This is a genomic window from Streptomyces sp. NPDC031497 (assembly GCF_055580905.1).
The window spans coordinates 293,376-307,927 of record NZ_JBVIKO010000011.1 but is presented as its reverse complement, the minus strand read 5'-3'; the positions used below and the strand labels follow the sequence as shown (position 1 = coordinate 307,927).

The window sequence follows — 14,552 nt, the reverse complement described above, 5'->3', positions numbered from 1 at the left end:
AGACAGCACGATGAGGCAAGAAGATACACAGAAAAAACAAAGAAACACACCCTCCCCGAAATCCCCCCCCCCCCCCCCCCCCCCTCCTCCCCCCCCCCCCCCCCCCCCATCACCCCCCCCCCCCCCCCCCCCCCCCCCCCCCCCCCGGTCCCGTGTCGGTCACACCGACCGCTGGTACGACCGGAACGTCCTGATCGACAGCCACACGGCCGCGACCGCCAGCGCCAGCAGTGCGCCGCCACGGCCCAGCACCGCGCCCCAGTCGGGATCCGCCGACATCGCCGAACGTCCGGCCACCATCGCCCAGTTGAGCGGATTGAAGTCGGCTGTGTGCCGCATCCAGCCGGGCATCTGGGACGGCGCCATGAAGGCGCTGGACAGGAAGGTCAGCGGCAGCAGCAGGAAGGTGTTGATCCCGATGATCGACTCCCGCTCCCGCACCAGCATGCCGAGCGCGTTGGACAGTGCCCCGAAGACGGTGCCGAGCAGGACGGCGGCCACCACCAGAACCGCGATGCCCGCGATCCCGCCCGGGTAGTCGGCGCCGCCCAGCAGGCCGAGCAGCACGATGATCAGCGACTGGCCGGCGGTGATCAGGCCGTTGTTCACCACGTTGCCGTTCATCAGCGCGGCCCGGCTGACCGGTGTGGTCAGGAAGCGGTTCAGGGTGCCGCGCTGGATCTCCTCCAGGGTGCCCATGCCCGCCCACATGTTGGAGCTGAGGGCGCTCATCGCGACCACGCCCGGCACCAGGTAGTCGAGGTAGCTGGTGGTGCCGAAGCCGCCCAGCTCGACGACCTTCCTGAAGAGGTTGCCGAACAGGAACAGCCAGATCACCGGCTGGATCAGGGTGATGACGGCGAACGCGGGCTGGCGGGCGAAGACCAGCAGCTGACGCTGGGTCATGTACCAGGTCTGGGACAGGGCGTCGCTCATCGGGCACCTCCGGCCAGGGCGAGCGCGTCGGTGGTGTCGGCCTCCGCGTAACGGCGGCCCGCGTAGCGCAGATAGACGTCGTCGAGGGAGGGGCGGGCGACGGTCGCGGCCAGCACGGTCACCCCGGCCCGCTCCAGCGCGGCGAGCAGCGCGGGCATGGCGGCGGCCCCGTCGTCGGCGCGGGCGCTGATCCGGCGGCCGTCGAACAGCGCCTCGTGCACGCCCGCCAGCCCGGTCAGGGCGCCGGTGAGCAGGGTGCGGCCGGCGTCGCCGGGTGCCTCGCGCAGCTCCACATGGACGGCGTCGCCGCGCAGTTCGCCCTTGAGCGAGTCGGGGGTGCCCTCGACCACGACCCGGCCGCGGTCGACGATCGCGATCCGCTCGGCGAGCCGGTCGGCCTCCTCCAGGTAGTGGGTGGTGAGCAGGATGGTCAGGCCCTCCTGGCCGGCCAGCCGGCCGATCTCGTCCCACATCGCCGTGCGGGCTTCGGGATCGAGGCCGGTGGTGGGCTCGTCGAGGAAGAGCACCTCGGGGCGGTGGACCAGGCCGAGGGCCACGTCGAGGCGGCGCCGCATTCCGCCGGAGTAGCCCTTGACCGGGCGGCCGGCGGCGTCGGTGAGGGTGAAGCGGGCCAGTAGCTCGTCGACCCGGCGGTTCAGGGCCGCTCCGCGCAGGCCGTAGAGCCTGCCCTGGAGTTGGAGGTTCTCACGGCCGGTGGCGACCGGGTCGGCACCGGAGTTCTGGGCGACCACGCCGATCGCCCGGCGCACCCGGTCCGGATGGCGCAGCACGTCGTGGCCGGCCACGGTGGCGGTGCCCGAGTCGGGGCGGGCCAGCGTGGTGAGGATCTTGACGGTGGTGGACTTGCCGGCGCCGTTGGGTCCGAGGAGCCCGAAGACGGTGCCGGGTTCGACGGTGACGTCCATGCCGTTCAGCGCGGTGACGTCACCGGGGTAGGTCTTGATCAGCTGGCGCGCCTGCACTGCGGGCGCACGGGTGTTCATGACAGGGCTCTCCTGAATGAGCGGATGACAGCGGATGACAGCTGATCCGCCTGAGGAGCGCCGGGCTATCCTGGGTGTGCCGCACCTCGATCGCCCGGATCTGCCTCACGGCGGGTTCAGCTCGGGGTTCGAGACCCCGGTGGAGCTGCTGCAACAGCTCGGCCGGGGTCTGTTTCTGCTACTGGTCCACCTCCGTGAACTCCGGCGGGAACTCGCCGGTCTCGTGGAACCGGCGCCAGCCCTCGACGCCCGGCAGCGAACCGTCCTGAATCTCCCGCACGAAGCCGCGGACCCATTCGGTCTGCGCCTCCAGCATGTGCAGGTGGTACTCGACCTCGACGACGAACAGCCGGGGCAGTGTCTCGTGCAGTTTCTCCAGCACCGCCCGGCCGCCGGCGACCTCGACCTCCAGGGAGCTCAGCCGCTCCTCCAGCAGGCGGGCGACCTCGTCCGGCGGCAGGGCGCCCAGCAGCGAGAGCGCCGTCTCGAAGATCGGGTACTCCTTGACCGGGACGGCCACCAGGTCGGACAGCCAGTGGATCATCTCCTCGCGCCCGGCGTCGGTGATGCCGTAGACCGTGCGCTCCGGGCGGTTGCCCTGTCGCTCCACGTCGGCCACCTCGACGAAGCCGTGCTTCTCCAGGTTCTGCATGACCGTGTAGAGCGAGCCGTAGTTGATCCGGGTGCTGGTGTCCTTGCCCTGACGGCGCATGGTCTGGGCGATCTCGTACGGATGCATCGGCTTCTGCCAGAGGGTCGTCAGCACGACGAGCGCCAGAGGATTGCTGAGCTTGCGCCGCTTCACCGCCATGTTGACCACCTCGTCTCCGAATATCCGTGGCCGAACATATCGCGTCCCCGCAACGCACGTCAATACACACGATGTATCGCGTCTGGAGGGGCTTCGCAAGAGCGTGAGGACTTGGGCCCGCCCCGGACATGCCGGTGTGACGCCGTCGAAACAGCGCGTCCCTAATTTCTGTCGCCCGACAGGAAATCCGCCTGACAGGCAGGTATCGCCGTGACGACCACCGACGACCGCTCCCTGAAGGAGTCCGACGACCAATCCCTGGAGGAGTTCGGCTACCGCCAGGAGCTGCACCGCAGCCTCGGCCGGTACGCCTCGTTCGCCGCCGGGTTCTCCTTCATCTCCGTACTGACGACCGTCTTCCAGTTCTTCGCCTTCGGGTACGCGTTCGGCGGCCCGGTCTTCTTCTGGGCCTGGCCGGCCGTGCTGATCGGCCAGTTGCTGGTGGCCGCCTGCTTCGCCGAGCTCGCCGGTCGCTATCCCATCTCCGGCGCGATCTACCAGTGGTCCTCACGCCTGTCGAACCCGTCCTTCGGCTGGTTCGCCGGCTGGATCATGGTGATCGGGCAGATCGTGGTGGTCGCGGCGGCCGCGCTGGCCCTGCAGATGGTGCTGCCCGCGCTCTGGTCCGGCTTCCAGCTCATCGGCACGGACACGGCGCCGACCTCGGCCGACGGCGCCGCCAACGCGGCCGTCCTGGGTGTCTTCCTGCTGGTCCTGACCACCCTCGTGAACGTCATGGACAACCGCGTGATGTCCGTCGTCAACCGGGTCGGGGTGACCGCCGAGATCATCGGCGCGGTCCTGATCATCGTGCTGCTGCTCACCCACTCCAAGCGCTCCCCCGGCATCACCTTCCACACCGGGACGGCCGCCGAGGGTGGCCTGCTGGGCGCCCTGCTGGTCGGTTCGTTCACGGCCGCGTACGTGATGATCGGCTTCGACAGCGCGGGCGAGATGAGCGAGGAGACGCACCAGCCGCGGCGGACGGCGCCGCGCACGATCCTCACGGCGTTGGGGGCGGCGGGGCTGCTGGGCGGCCTGGTCGTCCTCGGCGGCCTGCTGGCCGCGCCGAGCCTGACCGACGGACGGCTTGGAGTGGACGGGCTGAGCTACGTCCTGACCAGCAGTCTCGGCGACGGGGTGGGCCGGGTGCTGCTGGCCGACGTGGTGGTGGCCATCGCGGTGGCGACGCTGGCGATCCAGACGGCGGCCTCGCGCATGCTCTTCTCCATGGCGCGTGACGGGCAACTGCCGTTCGCCGGCCGGCTGGCGCGGGTGAATCCCCGTACGGGCATGCCGGGGGCGCCGGCCGTGGTGGTGGGGGTGCTGGCCGGTGCGTTGCTGCTGCTCAACTTCGCCTCGCCGGACGCGTTCCTGGCGATCGGGACGACGTGCATCGTGATGCTGTATCTGGCGTACGCGATGGTCACCGGGCCGCTGCTGGTACGGCGGCTGCGCGGGGAGTTCCGTGTCGAGGGGACGGACGAGACCGGGGCGCCGTTGTTCTCGCTGGGGCGGTGGGGGGTGCCGGTCAACGCGGTCGCGCTCTTGTACGGGCTGGTGATGAGCGTGAATCTGGCGTGGCCTCGGGGGGCGGTGTACGACCCGAGTGGGGGGCACTGGTACTTCCGGTGGTTCACGGTGCTGTTCCTGCTGATCACAGTAGGACTCGGCTTCCTGTACCGGACCCTGAGGGCACAACGAGGGCGCTCGGCCCAGGAACTGGCCCCTGCGGAAGCTCTCCCGGAACCGACTCGATAGCGTCCGCCGTCATGTCCTCACCCGTTGGCCGGAGACCCGTGTACTTGTCCGACGTGACCGACGGCTTCGAATGCCCGAGGCGTACCTGTACGACCTTCACGTTGGCGTTCTTGGCGATCAAGCATGAGGCGTAGAAGTCCCGGAGACTGTGCAACGTGCACTTCTCCGGGACTCGCACACGCTCAGGCTCCGCTCCCTCAGGTTTCCCGAGACGCTCCCACTTCGCGTGCGCTTCGACGTACCGCCCGTCGAGAGCCTTGTTCGCGCCGTCCCCGATGGCCTTCCCTACTCGCGACCGAGTTGACCGGCGGATCGGCCGGCCGTTGTCGTTTTCAGGAATCCCCGTCTCGGCAGGCCTGTGCCTGAGGATCAGAGTTCCCTGCTGTGAAAGGTCGGCGCTGCCTTGCCCGTCCAGTTGGCCACTCCGAGCGTCGCAGTCGGCCGGGGCAGCTACCGATTCGGGTAGTGGATTGCGGTCCGTGCTCCGTCACGTGGTGGACAGGCTCCATGCTCCGGCCGAGCGCACCTGGTAGTAGCCGCGGCCCGGCCACTGGAACCTATGCTCCCCGGCGGGACCCTCGACCACCGTCACCCAGTAGGCGAGGTGGTCGTCCAGCGCCTCCAACTGGATCAGGCTCGGCCCCGCGTAGTGCAGGACGCCCGGGCCCGGTTCCCCTCGGTAGTGCACGACATCCGATCCGGTCCCGTTGATCTCGTCGTGGAAGCGCGGGACTTCTCGCAGCGGGGCCGCGGTCGCCGTCCACGCCTCCCGTTCGCCGGCGGCAAACACGCGGAAGGCGATTGCCTTGTTCCCTTCCGGCAGCGGAATCCGGGCGGTGATGGGGGTGCCGTCGCCGGACAGCCGGTACAGGCGTGAGGAACGCCCCTTCCTGCCGCCCTCGAAGCGTAGGTGGACCCGTGCCTGGCCACCGGTCGAGAAGACCATCACGGCTGGGCGGTACGACGGCATTTTCAGCTGATGGGTCTGCTCGCCGCTGCCTCCCTTCCCGCTGACCTGCAGTTGGGGGACACCCGTCGGCGTCGTCGGGCGAGGCTTGGCCCCGCGCGGCTGGGTGTGGACTCTGCTGCCCGGGACCGGCTGTCGCGGCGTGCTCGGGCTCGCGTTCTCCGTCAGGCGGACCGCGTCCGCTGCGCATACGGCGATGTTGCGGGCGGCACCCCCGGGAGGCGCCCAACTGACCAGCCGGCCGGCCCGACCATGCCGGGCGTCGAAAAAGCACAGCGGCATGTGCTCCGGTAGCGGTCGGCCGGCGATCGACCTGATCCAGGTCCAGCACGACTGGAACCGCACGTACGCCGCGCTGGAGCGCCGACCCTCCCGGACGACCCGCCTACGGCAGCGGCTACGGATCCTGTCGACCCGGCCCTTCACAACGGAGCGTCCGTCTGCCGGCATGCCGGGGTCGAGAAGGCGGCGAACGCAGCGTCCAGCAGTTTGCCGAGGTCCTCCTGGCCGTCGCTCGCACTCCATTGCCCGAGGACGATCCACAAGATTTCGAGCGCCGCCGCTACGCGAACGTTGGCGATGACCGATGGCCCGTCGGCCGGGGAGTTCGTCTTCTCCAGTCGGGCGACGATCTCTGGTCGCCATTCAGCCTGCTTCTCGCGGAGGCGTGCGCACAGGGCTGGGGTCTGCTCGATGAGGCCGAGGATCGTCACGAGTTCCTGGACGTCGCGCACAAGGAACCTCACGGCTGACTCCAGGGCGTTGCGCAGCCTGCTCCAGTCGTCCTGGTTGTCCCGCTCGGCGTCGAGCGCGTCAGCGATGACGTCACCGACAGGGTCGAAGACGAACAGGACCACGTCTTCCTTGGTGCCGAAGTAGCGCAGGAAGGTGCTCCGCGACACTCCGGCGGCTTCGGAGAGGTCGGCGAAGGTGACCTGGTTGAAGCCGGTGAGGCAGAACCGGTTGAACGCGACGCGGGCCAGCTCTGCTCGCACCGCGTGGCGGCTGATCTCACGGGTACCGACTGGCGCTGCGCTCATGGGGACGAGTGTACTCGGGCACACTCGTTTGCTTCTTTGGGTACAGGTTTCTAATCTGACACTCGGTGTCAGGCGCGATGCTGAGATTCGCGACGCTGTCCCCAGTCGGCGGCCCGGTCACGGGCCGTCCCTTACGGCGATATGGAGCCACCTCATGAGCTACGAAGACCTTCCCGCCCTGACGATCGACGTCTCGGACGGGGTCGCGACGGTGACAATCGATCACCCGCCGCTCAATCTGATGGACGCGGTCCTCCTGCCGTCGCTCCGGGCATTCGTCGCGCGTGTGCGGGAGGACGCCGACGTCCGCGTCATTGTCTTCGAGAGCGCTGACCCGGAGTTCTTCGTCGCGCACGGTGACATGGCCTACCTCACCGACCCTGACGCGCTGCCTGCAGCCACTCGCGCTGCGATCGCGGCCGCGCCGGGCTCGACCGTCCCGGAAGGCCTGAACATCCTCCAGGCGATGAGCGAGGAGGTCCGCTCGCTGCCGCAGGTCACCATCGGCAAGCTGGCGGGCTTCGCGCGCGGCGCGGGCAACGAGTTCTTCATGTACCTGGACATGCGATTCGCGGCGATCGGCAAGTCGGGGCAGGGGCAGCCGGAGTCCTTGATGGGGATCCTCCCCGGAGGCGGCGGCACGGTGAACATGACGCGCCTGGCAGGAAGGGCCCGAGCGCTGGAGCTCATCCTCGGCGCCGAACTCGTGGGCGCGGAGCTCGCGGAACGGTATGGCCTGATCAACCGTGCCCTGCCCGCCGCAGAACTCGATTCCTTCGTCGACACCCTCGCCCGACGGATCGCCGGTCTCCGGCCGGAGGTGATCTCCATCACGAAGGCTGCGGTCGACGCGGTCGCGCAGCCGATTCCGCGTGCGGCGTACGCCGTTGAGAACGAGGGCCTGTTCGCGGCGTTCGGCGATGAGGTCACCGAGCTTGCCCACAAGCTGCTCGCCGCCGGTATCCAGACCCGCGAGGGCGAACGGGACCACGAGCGCATCGCCAACAGCATCTGAGTGCCCGAGCTCTCGCCATCCGTGCGCGGAGGCTCCCGTGGGAAGGGTTCCTCAGGCCATTGCCGGCACGCGCGTTGTCGGGTGGTCAGGTCGACCAACCCTGGTTCGCCGGGCCCGTCGGGAACACGACCGACTGAAGCGCCGGAAACGGCGGCCAGGGGAGTGGATGGCGCAAGTAGCCGTGAGCTTGAGAACGCTGTTCGGCCGCGCGGACAGGCGCGGTCGGGAAGGTAGGTAGCCGATCGGGCACAGGTCCCGTTGATCATGGAGCTGCTGACGCTCTGTGATCACCGAGGAGACCCGTGCCTGCGCTTCCGTCATGGCTGACCGAGCCGCTCTGGGACCACTTCGCGAGTCGGGTGCGGGTGAGTGGGGGCTGGTCGCGCCCGCGCGGCGGAGCCGCATATCGACACAGCCCCGCGCCCCTGAAGGGGCGCCCCCGTACCCTTGGCTGCAAATGAGACGTAAGACCGCGGCCCCGACCTCCCCACTCCCCCAGCGCCAAGGGGTGGACCCCGTACGGGTGCGGTTGCCCGTCTCCGACGAGTGGGCCACCGTCGGTGAGTACCTCGTGGCCCGGCTTTCCGGAGCCGCGCCCGGCATGGTCGCGGAGATGCTGGCATCAGGGCTCGTCGTGGGCGCCGACGGACACCCCGTCGCCGCCCACGCGCCCTACACCCCCGGCCTCCGCCTCTGGTTCCACCGCGACCTGCCCCCCGAGGTCCCGGTCCCCTTCGCCCTCGAAGTCGTCCACCGCGACGCTCACCTCGTCGTCGCCGACAAACCGCACTTCCTCGCCACCACCCCACGCGGCAGTCACGTCACCGAGACCGCGCTCGCCCGGCTGCGGCGGGAGCTGGGGATCCCCGCGCTGGGGGCCGCGCACCGGCTGGACCGGCTCACCGCCGGGCTCGTGCTGTTCACGGTGCGGCCCGAGGAGCGGGGTGCCTACCAGACGTTGTTCAGCGCGCGGCGGGTGCGCAAGGAGTACGAGGCGATCGCGCCGTACGACCCCTCGCTCGCCGTTCCCTGGACCGTGCGCAGCCGGATCCTCAAGGAGCGCGGGGTACTGGCAGCTCGGGAGATCGAGGGGGAGCCCAACGCGGAGACGCTCGTCGAACTCGTCGAGCGCAAAGGCGCGTTGGGGCGCTACCGGCTCACCCCGCACACCGGGCAGACCCATCAGCTGCGCGTCCACATGAGCACGTTGGGCGTGCCGATTCTCGGGGATCCGCTGTATCCCGAGGTGACCGGCCCCGTGCCGGCCGGTGACTTCCGACGTCCGCTGCAACTGCTGGCGCGGAGGCTGGAGTTCACCGATCCGGTCACGGGGGTGGAGCACCGGCTGTGCAGCGGGCGGACGCTGCGGGCCTGGGAGTCGTACGAGGACTGGGCCGGTCTCCAGGCCGGTCAGTGACCGAGCCACCAGCGGCGCAGCCGGGGCCAGATGCCCCGCGGCCTGGCCTCGGGTTCGGGCGTGAGCGGCGGCGCGGGCGAAGGTGCGGCCGGGGCCACGGGTTCCGGGCGGTGTGCCGTCGGCTGGGGCTCGGAGGCCGGTGCCGGTGCTGCCGGGCGGGTGATGCCGACCTGCCAGTCCGTGCGCTGCGGCGGGACCAGCGCGGGACTCGGCATGAGGGTCACGTCCTGCTTGGGCTTCGGGTCGAAGCGCACCGGCAGTTCCACCAGGTGCCGGGAGGCGATCGACGCGCGCCAGCGCAGCTCCTCCTCGTCGCAGTCGAGCTGGATGTCCGACAGCCGGGTCAGCAGCTGGTCGACCCCGACGTCCGCGATGGCACGGCCGATGTCCTGACCGGGGCACTCGTGCGGGCCGCCGCCGAAGGCGAGGTGGGAGCGGTTGCCCTGCATGTTGGCGTTCAGGTCGGGGCGGACGCGCGGGTCGACGTTGCCCGGCGCAGGCGCGTACAGCAGTCCGTCGCCCTTGCGGATCCGCTGGCCGCCGAGCTCGGTGTCCTGCTTGGCGAAGTAGGCGAAGACCGTGCTGAACGGCGGTTCGTCCCACAGGGACTGCTCGATCGCCTCCGGCACCGTCATCTGGCCGCCGTTGAGCTGGGCGCGGAAGCCCGGCTCGGTGAGGACCATGCGCAGCGCGTTGGCGAGGAGGTTGGCGGTGGTCTCGTAGGCGGCGTAGAGAACGACCCGCAGGTGCTGGGCGACCTCGTCGTCGTTGAGTCCGGCGGGATGGTTGACGAGGTGGCTGGTGAAGTCGTCCTCGGGGCGGGCCCGGCGGCGGGCGGTGAGCCGGGTCAGGCAGCCCATGACGTACTCGTTGCTGGCGATCGCGGTCTCGGTGCCCTTGAGCGCGTCCCGGGTGGCCTCCACGATCCGCTCGTTGTACTCCTCGGGCATGCCGAGCAGTTCGCACATGACCGCCATCGGCAGGTGCTCGGAGTACTGGGAGACCAGTTCCGCGCGGCCTCTCTCGCAGAACTCGTTGACCAGCAGCTGGGTGTAGCGGCCGATGAGACGGCGGATGCTGCGGTGGTCGATGGTGGTCATGGCGCCCTGGACCGCCGCGCGCAGCCGCAGGTGCTCGTCGCCCTCGGCGTGCGAGCAGATGGGCTGCCAGGCGATGTGCGGCATGAGCGGGTGGTCGGGTTTGACCATGCCCTCCCGCAGCGGGGTCCAGATGCGGCTGTCGCGGGTGTAGACGGCGGGGGTGCGGACCATCTGGAGGTTCTCGGTGAGTCCGAGGACCGCCCAGATCGGTACGTCGTCGTGGAGCAGGACGGGGGCCACCGCGCCGTGTTCCTCGCGCAGTTTCTCGTACAGCTCACCCAGGTGATCGGCGTCGGCGCCGTAGAGCCGGTGCAGTCCGCCAGGTCCGCGGTCGTGCGCCGGGCAGCCGGGCGGCGGGGCCGGGTCCGTGCTGGCGCCGGCCGGGGAAGGGGATTCAGGCGTCACAGTGATCGCTCCGGTGGGGGTGTCAGGTGAGCGCGCCGGACATGGCGAGCGAGTGCAGGAAGCGCATCAGGGTCATCAGGACGTCCCGGCTGGAGGCCCGGCGGCGGGCGTCGCACTCGATGATGGGGACATCAGGGGGCAGGTCCAGCGCGGTGCGCAGTTCCTCGACGGGGTAACGGGGAGCGTCCGGGAAGGAGTTGACGGCGACGACGAACGGCACCCCGCGTTCCTCCAGGCGCCCCATCACGTCGAAGCTGACTTCCAGGCGCCGGGTGTCGATGAGGACGACCGCACCGAGGGCGCCTTCGAACAGGCCGTTCCACAGGAACCAGAACCGCTCCTGGCCGGGGGTGCCGAAGAGGTAGAGGACCAGCTGGTCGGTGATGCTGATGCGGCCGAAGTCCATGGCCACGGTGGTGGCGGTCTTCGAGTCGGAGCCGTAGTTGTCGTCGATCCCGATGCCGGCCTGGGTCATGGTCTCCTCGGTGGTCAGCGGTCTGATCTCGCTGACGGACCCGACCATGGTGGTCTTGCCGACTCCGAAACCGCCCACGATCACGATCTTCACCGCGGCCTGGGCGGTGTGCGGCAGCTGATCCTCGGTGCGGGGGCCGGGGATCGTCTCAGAGCTTTTGAAGTCCATGCATCACCGCTTCGAGAAGTGAACGGTCGGGGAGCGCCTGGCGGACGATCGGGGCTCGCGCCTGCACCAGTTCGGCCGTGATCAGCTCGGTGATCAGTGCCGTCATCGCGCTGAACGGCAGATTGAGGTAGGCCGAGAGCTCGGCCACGGACAGCGGGGCGAGGCAGAGCCGGAGCAGCGCCGCCTGCTCCGGTGTGACCGAGGGCGGTGGGTCGGCGCGCGCCACGATTAAGGTGACCAGGTCGAGTTCGGCCCGTGCGCCGTCGGCACCGCTGATGACGTAGAGCCGCTCGGGGTTCTTGTTGTCGCCGTCCTCGCCGCCGCTCTCGGGGACCGGCGGCGTGGGCGGGAGCGATGGCGGCTGGTGTTCCGGCCGGGGCTGACGCCGTTTGCGTTGCGGAGGAGTCATACGGTCTGCCCGTTCCGCCGGGGCGGACTGGTGAGATGGGCGCCGATACGGACGACGAGGTCGCGCATCATCTCGCTCATCCGGCCGGGTTCGCAGGTCACGTCGGCGAGCACCGCGAGGTAGGCGTTGGCGCCGGCGGACATGAGGTAGAAGTAGCCGCGGTCGATCTCGATGAGGACGAGGTTCATGTCGCCGTTGCTGATCGGGAGTTCCTGGGCGACGGCGGTGGCCAGGCTCTGCACGCCGGCGCAGGCGGCGGCGAGCCGGTCGGCGGCGTCGGGGTCGCCGCCGTGCCGGGCGATGCGCAGTCCGTCGGCGGAGAGCACGACGATCATCTCGACGCCGGGTACCCCATCCGCGAGTTGCTTGAGCATCCAGTCGAAGTTGCCTCGCTGCTGGATCACTTGAGGTCCCCCTCGTCGTCGGCTTCGGGGCCGGCCTGGTCGTTGATCAGGTGCAGGTACTTGGTCGGGTTCCGGGTGAAGTCGGTGGGGTGGACACCCGGGTTGTTCTTCTTGAGCCCCTCCCAGAAGGCCTCGACCCAGAGGCCGGGTTCGCGGCGCTCCGGCTCCGGCTCCGGCTCGGGCTCCTTGTGCTGCGACCAGATGGTCGGGGTGCCCTCGCGTTCGGCGCGCTCGATGGCGGCCTGCTCGGCGATCCGCTGGCTGAGTGGCGTCTTCATCCGGCTGCGCCGCTGCGGCAGCCCGCCCGCGGTCCATTCGGTGACCTCGGGGACGTCGTCCTCCATGGAGATCCCGGCGGGGATGCGGGGGCTGGTGGGCCGGCGCTTCTTGGGGGGCCGCTTGGGGCCTTCGAGGGCGCCGAGTTCGGGCTTCGGGATGCCGGTGGCGCCGATGCCGTGCGCGATGCCGGGGGCCGGGTCGGTGGTCATCATGTCGCTGGGCACGATGAGGACGGCCCGGACACCGCCGTACGCCGAGGCGCGCAGCGAGACGTCCATGTCGTACGTGGTGCACAGGCGGCCCACGACGGAGAGGCCCAGACGCGGGTTCTCGCCGAGGACCTGGATGTCCTTGCCCTGCTTGGCCTTCTCCAGCATGCCCTCGATCCGGCCGCGGGCCTCCTCGTTGAGGGTGACGCCGGCGTCCTCGATCTCGATGCACACGCCGGACTGCACCTCGACGGCGGTGACGTGCACCTTGGTGGAGGGCGGCGAGTAGCGGGTGGCGTTGTCGAGGAGTTCGGCGGCCGCGTGGATGAGCGGTTCGACCGAGGTGCCCTTGATGTTGACCTGGCAGATGGAGTGCAGCTCGATGCGCCGGTACTCCAGGATCCGGGACATGGCGCCGCGCAGCACGCTGTAGAGGGCGACGGGGTTGGGCCACTGACGGCCGGGGCGGCCACCACCGAGGACGGAGACCGAGTCGGCGAGGCGTCCGATCAGCGCGGTGCCGTGGTCGATGCGCAGCAGGTCGTCGAAGACCTCGGGGTTGCGGCCGTGGTCCTCCTCCATCTCCCGCAGTTCGTGTGCCTGCTGGTGGACGATGGCCTGGACGCGCCGTGCGACGCTGACGAAGGAGCGCTCCAGGGAGTCGCGCTGGAGGTCTTCCTCGTCGACGATGTCGAGCATGGTGCGGATCAGCCGGCGCTGCGACTCGGGGGCGTGGCGCAGCCCGGGGTCGAGATCGAAGACCTGGCGAATCACCTCTTTGGGGGACTCGCCGGCCTTGAGCCGGTAGAGCGCGGTCGGGAACACCTCTTTGCCGAGGCGGTCGATCTCCTGGTCGCTCGTGGTCAGGCGCTGTTCCAGATACGCGCTGTGACGGGCGTGCTCGGCCTTGGCGACCTGGAGCCTACGGCCGCGGCGTACCGCTTCCGCCGCCGTCGCGAGCACCAGCAGCATGCCGACGGCCCCGCACACGCCGACGGCGGTCCGGGCGGGCTCCGCCACCAGGAGGACGGCTGCGACGGTCGCCGCGGCCATCAGTATGGCGGGCAGCAACAGCACCCGCGCCAGGGAAAGTTCACGGCCATTGGGAGGCGATTGCACACTCACCATGTATGCCTTCTGAGACGAATCGGCTGGGTGTCGGGGGAGTTCGTGAGGGGAAGGTTCATGGAGCAGTCAGGATCTTCCGTATGATTGGGAACAGGCGCACGAATTCACCTCAACTCGGTGCGCCGCGGGCGAGCTTAGTCCGACCGGATCAACGCCGTGTCATATTCGGCAAGCACCTGAAAACGCCCAAACGACTGGAGTACCCTCGGTCGTTTTGTACGCACGGCACGTGTTCGCACACGTTGCGTGACAACGTACGGGTGTACGAAAGTGACTCACCGTGACGGGTGAAACAGCCCTCCGAGCCGAAACCTCCGCCGGGTCAGGACGCCCCGCCCCGTGGCGCGACCGCCCGGTTCAGACCCCCGCGATCCGCAGTGCGGCGTCGGCCGTGGCGCGGGCGAACTCGTCGACAGGGCGTTCCGGTTCGGAGCGGTGGATCAGGATGACGCCCTCGATCAGCCCGAAGACGAGGTCGGTCCGCAGCTCCAGCTCCCCCTTGGCGAGCCCCCCGCCGGCGGCCGTCGCGGCGATCAACTGCCGGTAGGCGTCCTTGAGTTCGGACCGCACGGCATGGAACCCGGCGAACCGCTCGGTGTGCACCTCGGGCAGCAGGTAGAGCGCGCCGAGGTTGTACGGCCCGGTGCACAGCAGCTCCACGTCGGCCCGGCACAGCGCCCGCAGCCGCTCCTCGGCCGGGGTCACGTCGTCGGCGAGCAGCTCACGCGCGCAGTCCAGCGACGGCGTGACGGTGGACTCCAGCAGCTCGGCGAGGAGTTCCTCCTTGCCGGAGACGTAGTGGTACATCGACGCCTGCCGCATGCCCGCCCGCTCGGCGACGGCCCGGGTGGTGGTGGCCGCGTAGCCGCGGGTGGTGAACAACTCGGCCGCGGCCACGAGCAGTTCGGCCCGCGGGTCCAGGCCGCTGTCCGGCCGCTGCGCCGCCCGCGGCCGGCCGACCCGGCGGCCACTGCTCGTCCCCATGCGTTCGATCCTCGCACACGGCACCGCACGACGATCACCA

Annotated in this window: 15 protein-coding genes; 3 read left to right on the top strand and 12 right to left on the bottom strand. The window is 69.8% G+C overall.

The genetic code is table 11. The features are described 5' to 3' along the window. Nucleotides 1-159: 159 nt before the first annotated feature. The 3 genes from ACZ5K7_RS24595 to ACZ5K7_RS24585 all read right to left on the bottom strand — a co-directional run bounded on the left by ACZ5K7_RS24595 (nucleotide 160) and on the right by ACZ5K7_RS24585 (nucleotide 2,751). Nucleotides 160-936 carry an ABC transporter permease gene (locus ACZ5K7_RS24595; RefSeq protein ID WP_351700372.1) on the bottom strand — a complete coding sequence of 259 codons (777 nt, stop codon included), beginning with the start codon at nucleotides 934-936 and terminating at the stop codon, nucleotides 160-162. Further along, nucleotides 933-1,940: an ATP-binding cassette domain-containing protein gene (locus ACZ5K7_RS24590; RefSeq protein ID WP_468916093.1), complete on the bottom strand. Its 1,008-nt coding sequence runs from the start codon at nucleotides 1,938-1,940 to the stop codon at nucleotides 933-935. The genes ACZ5K7_RS24595 and ACZ5K7_RS24590 overlap by 4 nt, the downstream gene beginning before the upstream one ends. Nucleotides 1,941-2,118: 178 nt before the next feature. Next, nucleotides 2,119-2,751, bottom strand: a complete 633-nt coding sequence (locus tag ACZ5K7_RS24585) for a PadR family transcriptional regulator (RefSeq protein WP_351700366.1) — start codon at nucleotides 2,749-2,751, stop codon at nucleotides 2,119-2,121. 210 nt (nucleotides 2,752-2,961) lie between these two features. On the opposite strand from ACZ5K7_RS24585, the gene ACZ5K7_RS24580 reads away from it, so the two are divergent. After that, on the top strand, nucleotides 2,962-4,512 hold the full coding sequence (locus tag ACZ5K7_RS24580; RefSeq protein ID WP_468916092.1) for an amino acid permease: 1,551 nt from the start codon (nucleotides 2,962-2,964) through the stop codon (nucleotides 4,510-4,512). Here the strand turns inward: ACZ5K7_RS24580 and ACZ5K7_RS24575 are convergent. The 3 genes from ACZ5K7_RS24575 to ACZ5K7_RS24565 all read right to left on the bottom strand — a co-directional run bounded on the left by ACZ5K7_RS24575 (nucleotide 4,409) and on the right by ACZ5K7_RS24565 (nucleotide 6,519). Next, nucleotides 4,409-4,789 carry a tyrosine-type recombinase/integrase gene (locus ACZ5K7_RS24575; protein WP_468916115.1) on the bottom strand — a complete coding sequence of 127 codons (381 nt, stop codon included), beginning with the start codon at nucleotides 4,787-4,789 and terminating at the stop codon, nucleotides 4,409-4,411. The genes ACZ5K7_RS24580 and ACZ5K7_RS24575 overlap by 104 nt on opposite strands. Nucleotides 4,790-4,999: 210 nt before the next feature. Then, nucleotides 5,000-5,461, bottom strand: coding sequence for a hypothetical protein (locus ACZ5K7_RS24570; RefSeq protein ID WP_468916090.1), 462 nt, complete (start codon nucleotides 5,459-5,461; stop codon nucleotides 5,000-5,002). Nucleotides 5,462-5,901: 440 nt separating this feature from the next. After that, nucleotides 5,902-6,519, bottom strand: a complete 618-nt coding sequence (locus ACZ5K7_RS24565) for a TetR/AcrR family transcriptional regulator (protein ID WP_468916088.1) — start codon at nucleotides 6,517-6,519, stop codon at nucleotides 5,902-5,904. A gap of 154 nt (nucleotides 6,520-6,673) precedes the next feature. Here ACZ5K7_RS24565 and ACZ5K7_RS24560 point away from each other — a divergent pair, with 154 nt between their 5' ends. After that, entirely contained in the window at nucleotides 6,674-7,534 is an 861-nt protein-coding gene (locus tag ACZ5K7_RS24560) for an enoyl-CoA hydratase/isomerase family protein (protein ID WP_351700351.1), read from the top strand. 457 nt (nucleotides 7,535-7,991) lie between these two features. Next, complete coding sequence (locus tag ACZ5K7_RS24555) at nucleotides 7,992-8,951, top strand: RluA family pseudouridine synthase (protein WP_468916085.1); 960 nt, start codon at nucleotides 7,992-7,994, stop codon at nucleotides 8,949-8,951. Here ACZ5K7_RS24555 and ACZ5K7_RS24550 read toward each other — a convergent pair. The 6 genes from ACZ5K7_RS24550 to ACZ5K7_RS24525 form a co-directional block, all read right to left on the bottom strand. After that, a complete protein-coding gene (locus tag ACZ5K7_RS24550; RefSeq protein ID WP_468916082.1) occupies nucleotides 8,945-10,456 on the bottom strand; it encodes a cytochrome P450 in 1,512 nt (503 codons plus the stop codon). The two genes, ACZ5K7_RS24555 and ACZ5K7_RS24550, sit on opposite strands and share 7 nt — an antisense overlap. A gap of 22 nt (nucleotides 10,457-10,478) precedes the next feature. Next, nucleotides 10,479-11,099 (bottom strand): GTP-binding protein, encoded by a 621-nt coding sequence (locus ACZ5K7_RS24545; RefSeq protein WP_468916080.1) that lies wholly within the window; start codon nucleotides 11,097-11,099, stop codon nucleotides 10,479-10,481. Then, nucleotides 11,080-11,508 carry a DUF742 domain-containing protein gene (locus ACZ5K7_RS24540; RefSeq protein ID WP_351700339.1) on the bottom strand — a complete coding sequence of 143 codons (429 nt, stop codon included), beginning with the start codon at nucleotides 11,506-11,508 and terminating at the stop codon, nucleotides 11,080-11,082. Before ACZ5K7_RS24540 ends, ACZ5K7_RS24545 begins: the two co-directional genes overlap by 20 nt. Continuing rightward, nucleotides 11,505-11,912: a roadblock/LC7 domain-containing protein gene (locus ACZ5K7_RS24535; RefSeq protein WP_351700336.1), complete on the bottom strand. Its 408-nt coding sequence runs from the start codon at nucleotides 11,910-11,912 to the stop codon at nucleotides 11,505-11,507. The genes ACZ5K7_RS24540 and ACZ5K7_RS24535 overlap by 4 nt, the downstream gene beginning before the upstream one ends. After that, entirely contained in the window at nucleotides 11,909-13,528 is a 1,620-nt protein-coding gene (locus ACZ5K7_RS24530; protein ID WP_468916076.1) for a sensor histidine kinase, read from the bottom strand. Before ACZ5K7_RS24530 ends, ACZ5K7_RS24535 begins: the two co-directional genes overlap by 4 nt. 357 nt (nucleotides 13,529-13,885) lie before the next feature. Continuing rightward, the gene (locus ACZ5K7_RS24525; protein ID WP_351700329.1) at nucleotides 13,886-14,512 is read right to left on the bottom strand and encodes a TetR/AcrR family transcriptional regulator; all 627 of its coding nucleotides are present in this window, start codon (nucleotides 14,510-14,512) and stop codon (nucleotides 13,886-13,888) included. Nucleotides 14,513-14,552 lie beyond the last annotated feature (40 nt).

Bases quoted from the DNA above. Each gene is read 5' to 3' on its own strand.
- ACZ5K7_RS24595 (WP_351700372.1), bottom strand. From the start codon at position 936: ATGAGCGACGCCCTGTCCCAGACCTGGTACATGACCCAGCGTCAGCTG.
- ACZ5K7_RS24590 (WP_468916093.1), bottom strand. From the start codon at position 1,940: ATGAACACCCGTGCGCCCGCAGTGCAGGCGCGCCAGCTGATCAAGACC.
- ACZ5K7_RS24585 (WP_351700366.1), bottom strand. From the start codon at position 2,751: ATGGCGGTGAAGCGGCGCAAGCTCAGCAATCCTCTGGCGCTCGTCGTG.
- ACZ5K7_RS24565 (WP_468916088.1), bottom strand. From the start codon at position 6,519: ATGAGCGCAGCGCCAGTCGGTACCCGTGAGATCAGCCGCCACGCGGTG.
- ACZ5K7_RS24560 (WP_351700351.1), top strand. From the start codon at position 6,674: ATGAGCTACGAAGACCTTCCCGCCCTGACGATCGACGTCTCGGACGGG.
- ACZ5K7_RS24555 (WP_468916085.1), top strand. From the start codon at position 7,992: ATGAGACGTAAGACCGCGGCCCCGACCTCCCCACTCCCCCAGCGCCAA.
- ACZ5K7_RS24545 (WP_468916080.1), bottom strand. From the start codon at position 11,099: ATGGACTTCAAAAGCTCTGAGACGATCCCCGGCCCCCGCACCGAGGAT.
- ACZ5K7_RS24540 (WP_351700339.1), bottom strand. From the start codon at position 11,508: ATGACTCCTCCGCAACGCAAACGGCGTCAGCCCCGGCCGGAACACCAG.
- ACZ5K7_RS24530 (WP_468916076.1), bottom strand. From the start codon at position 13,528: ATGGTGAGTGTGCAATCGCCTCCCAATGGCCGTGAACTTTCCCTGGCG.
- ACZ5K7_RS24525 (WP_351700329.1), bottom strand. From the start codon at position 14,512: ATGGGGACGAGCAGTGGCCGCCGGGTCGGCCGGCCGCGGGCGGCGCAG.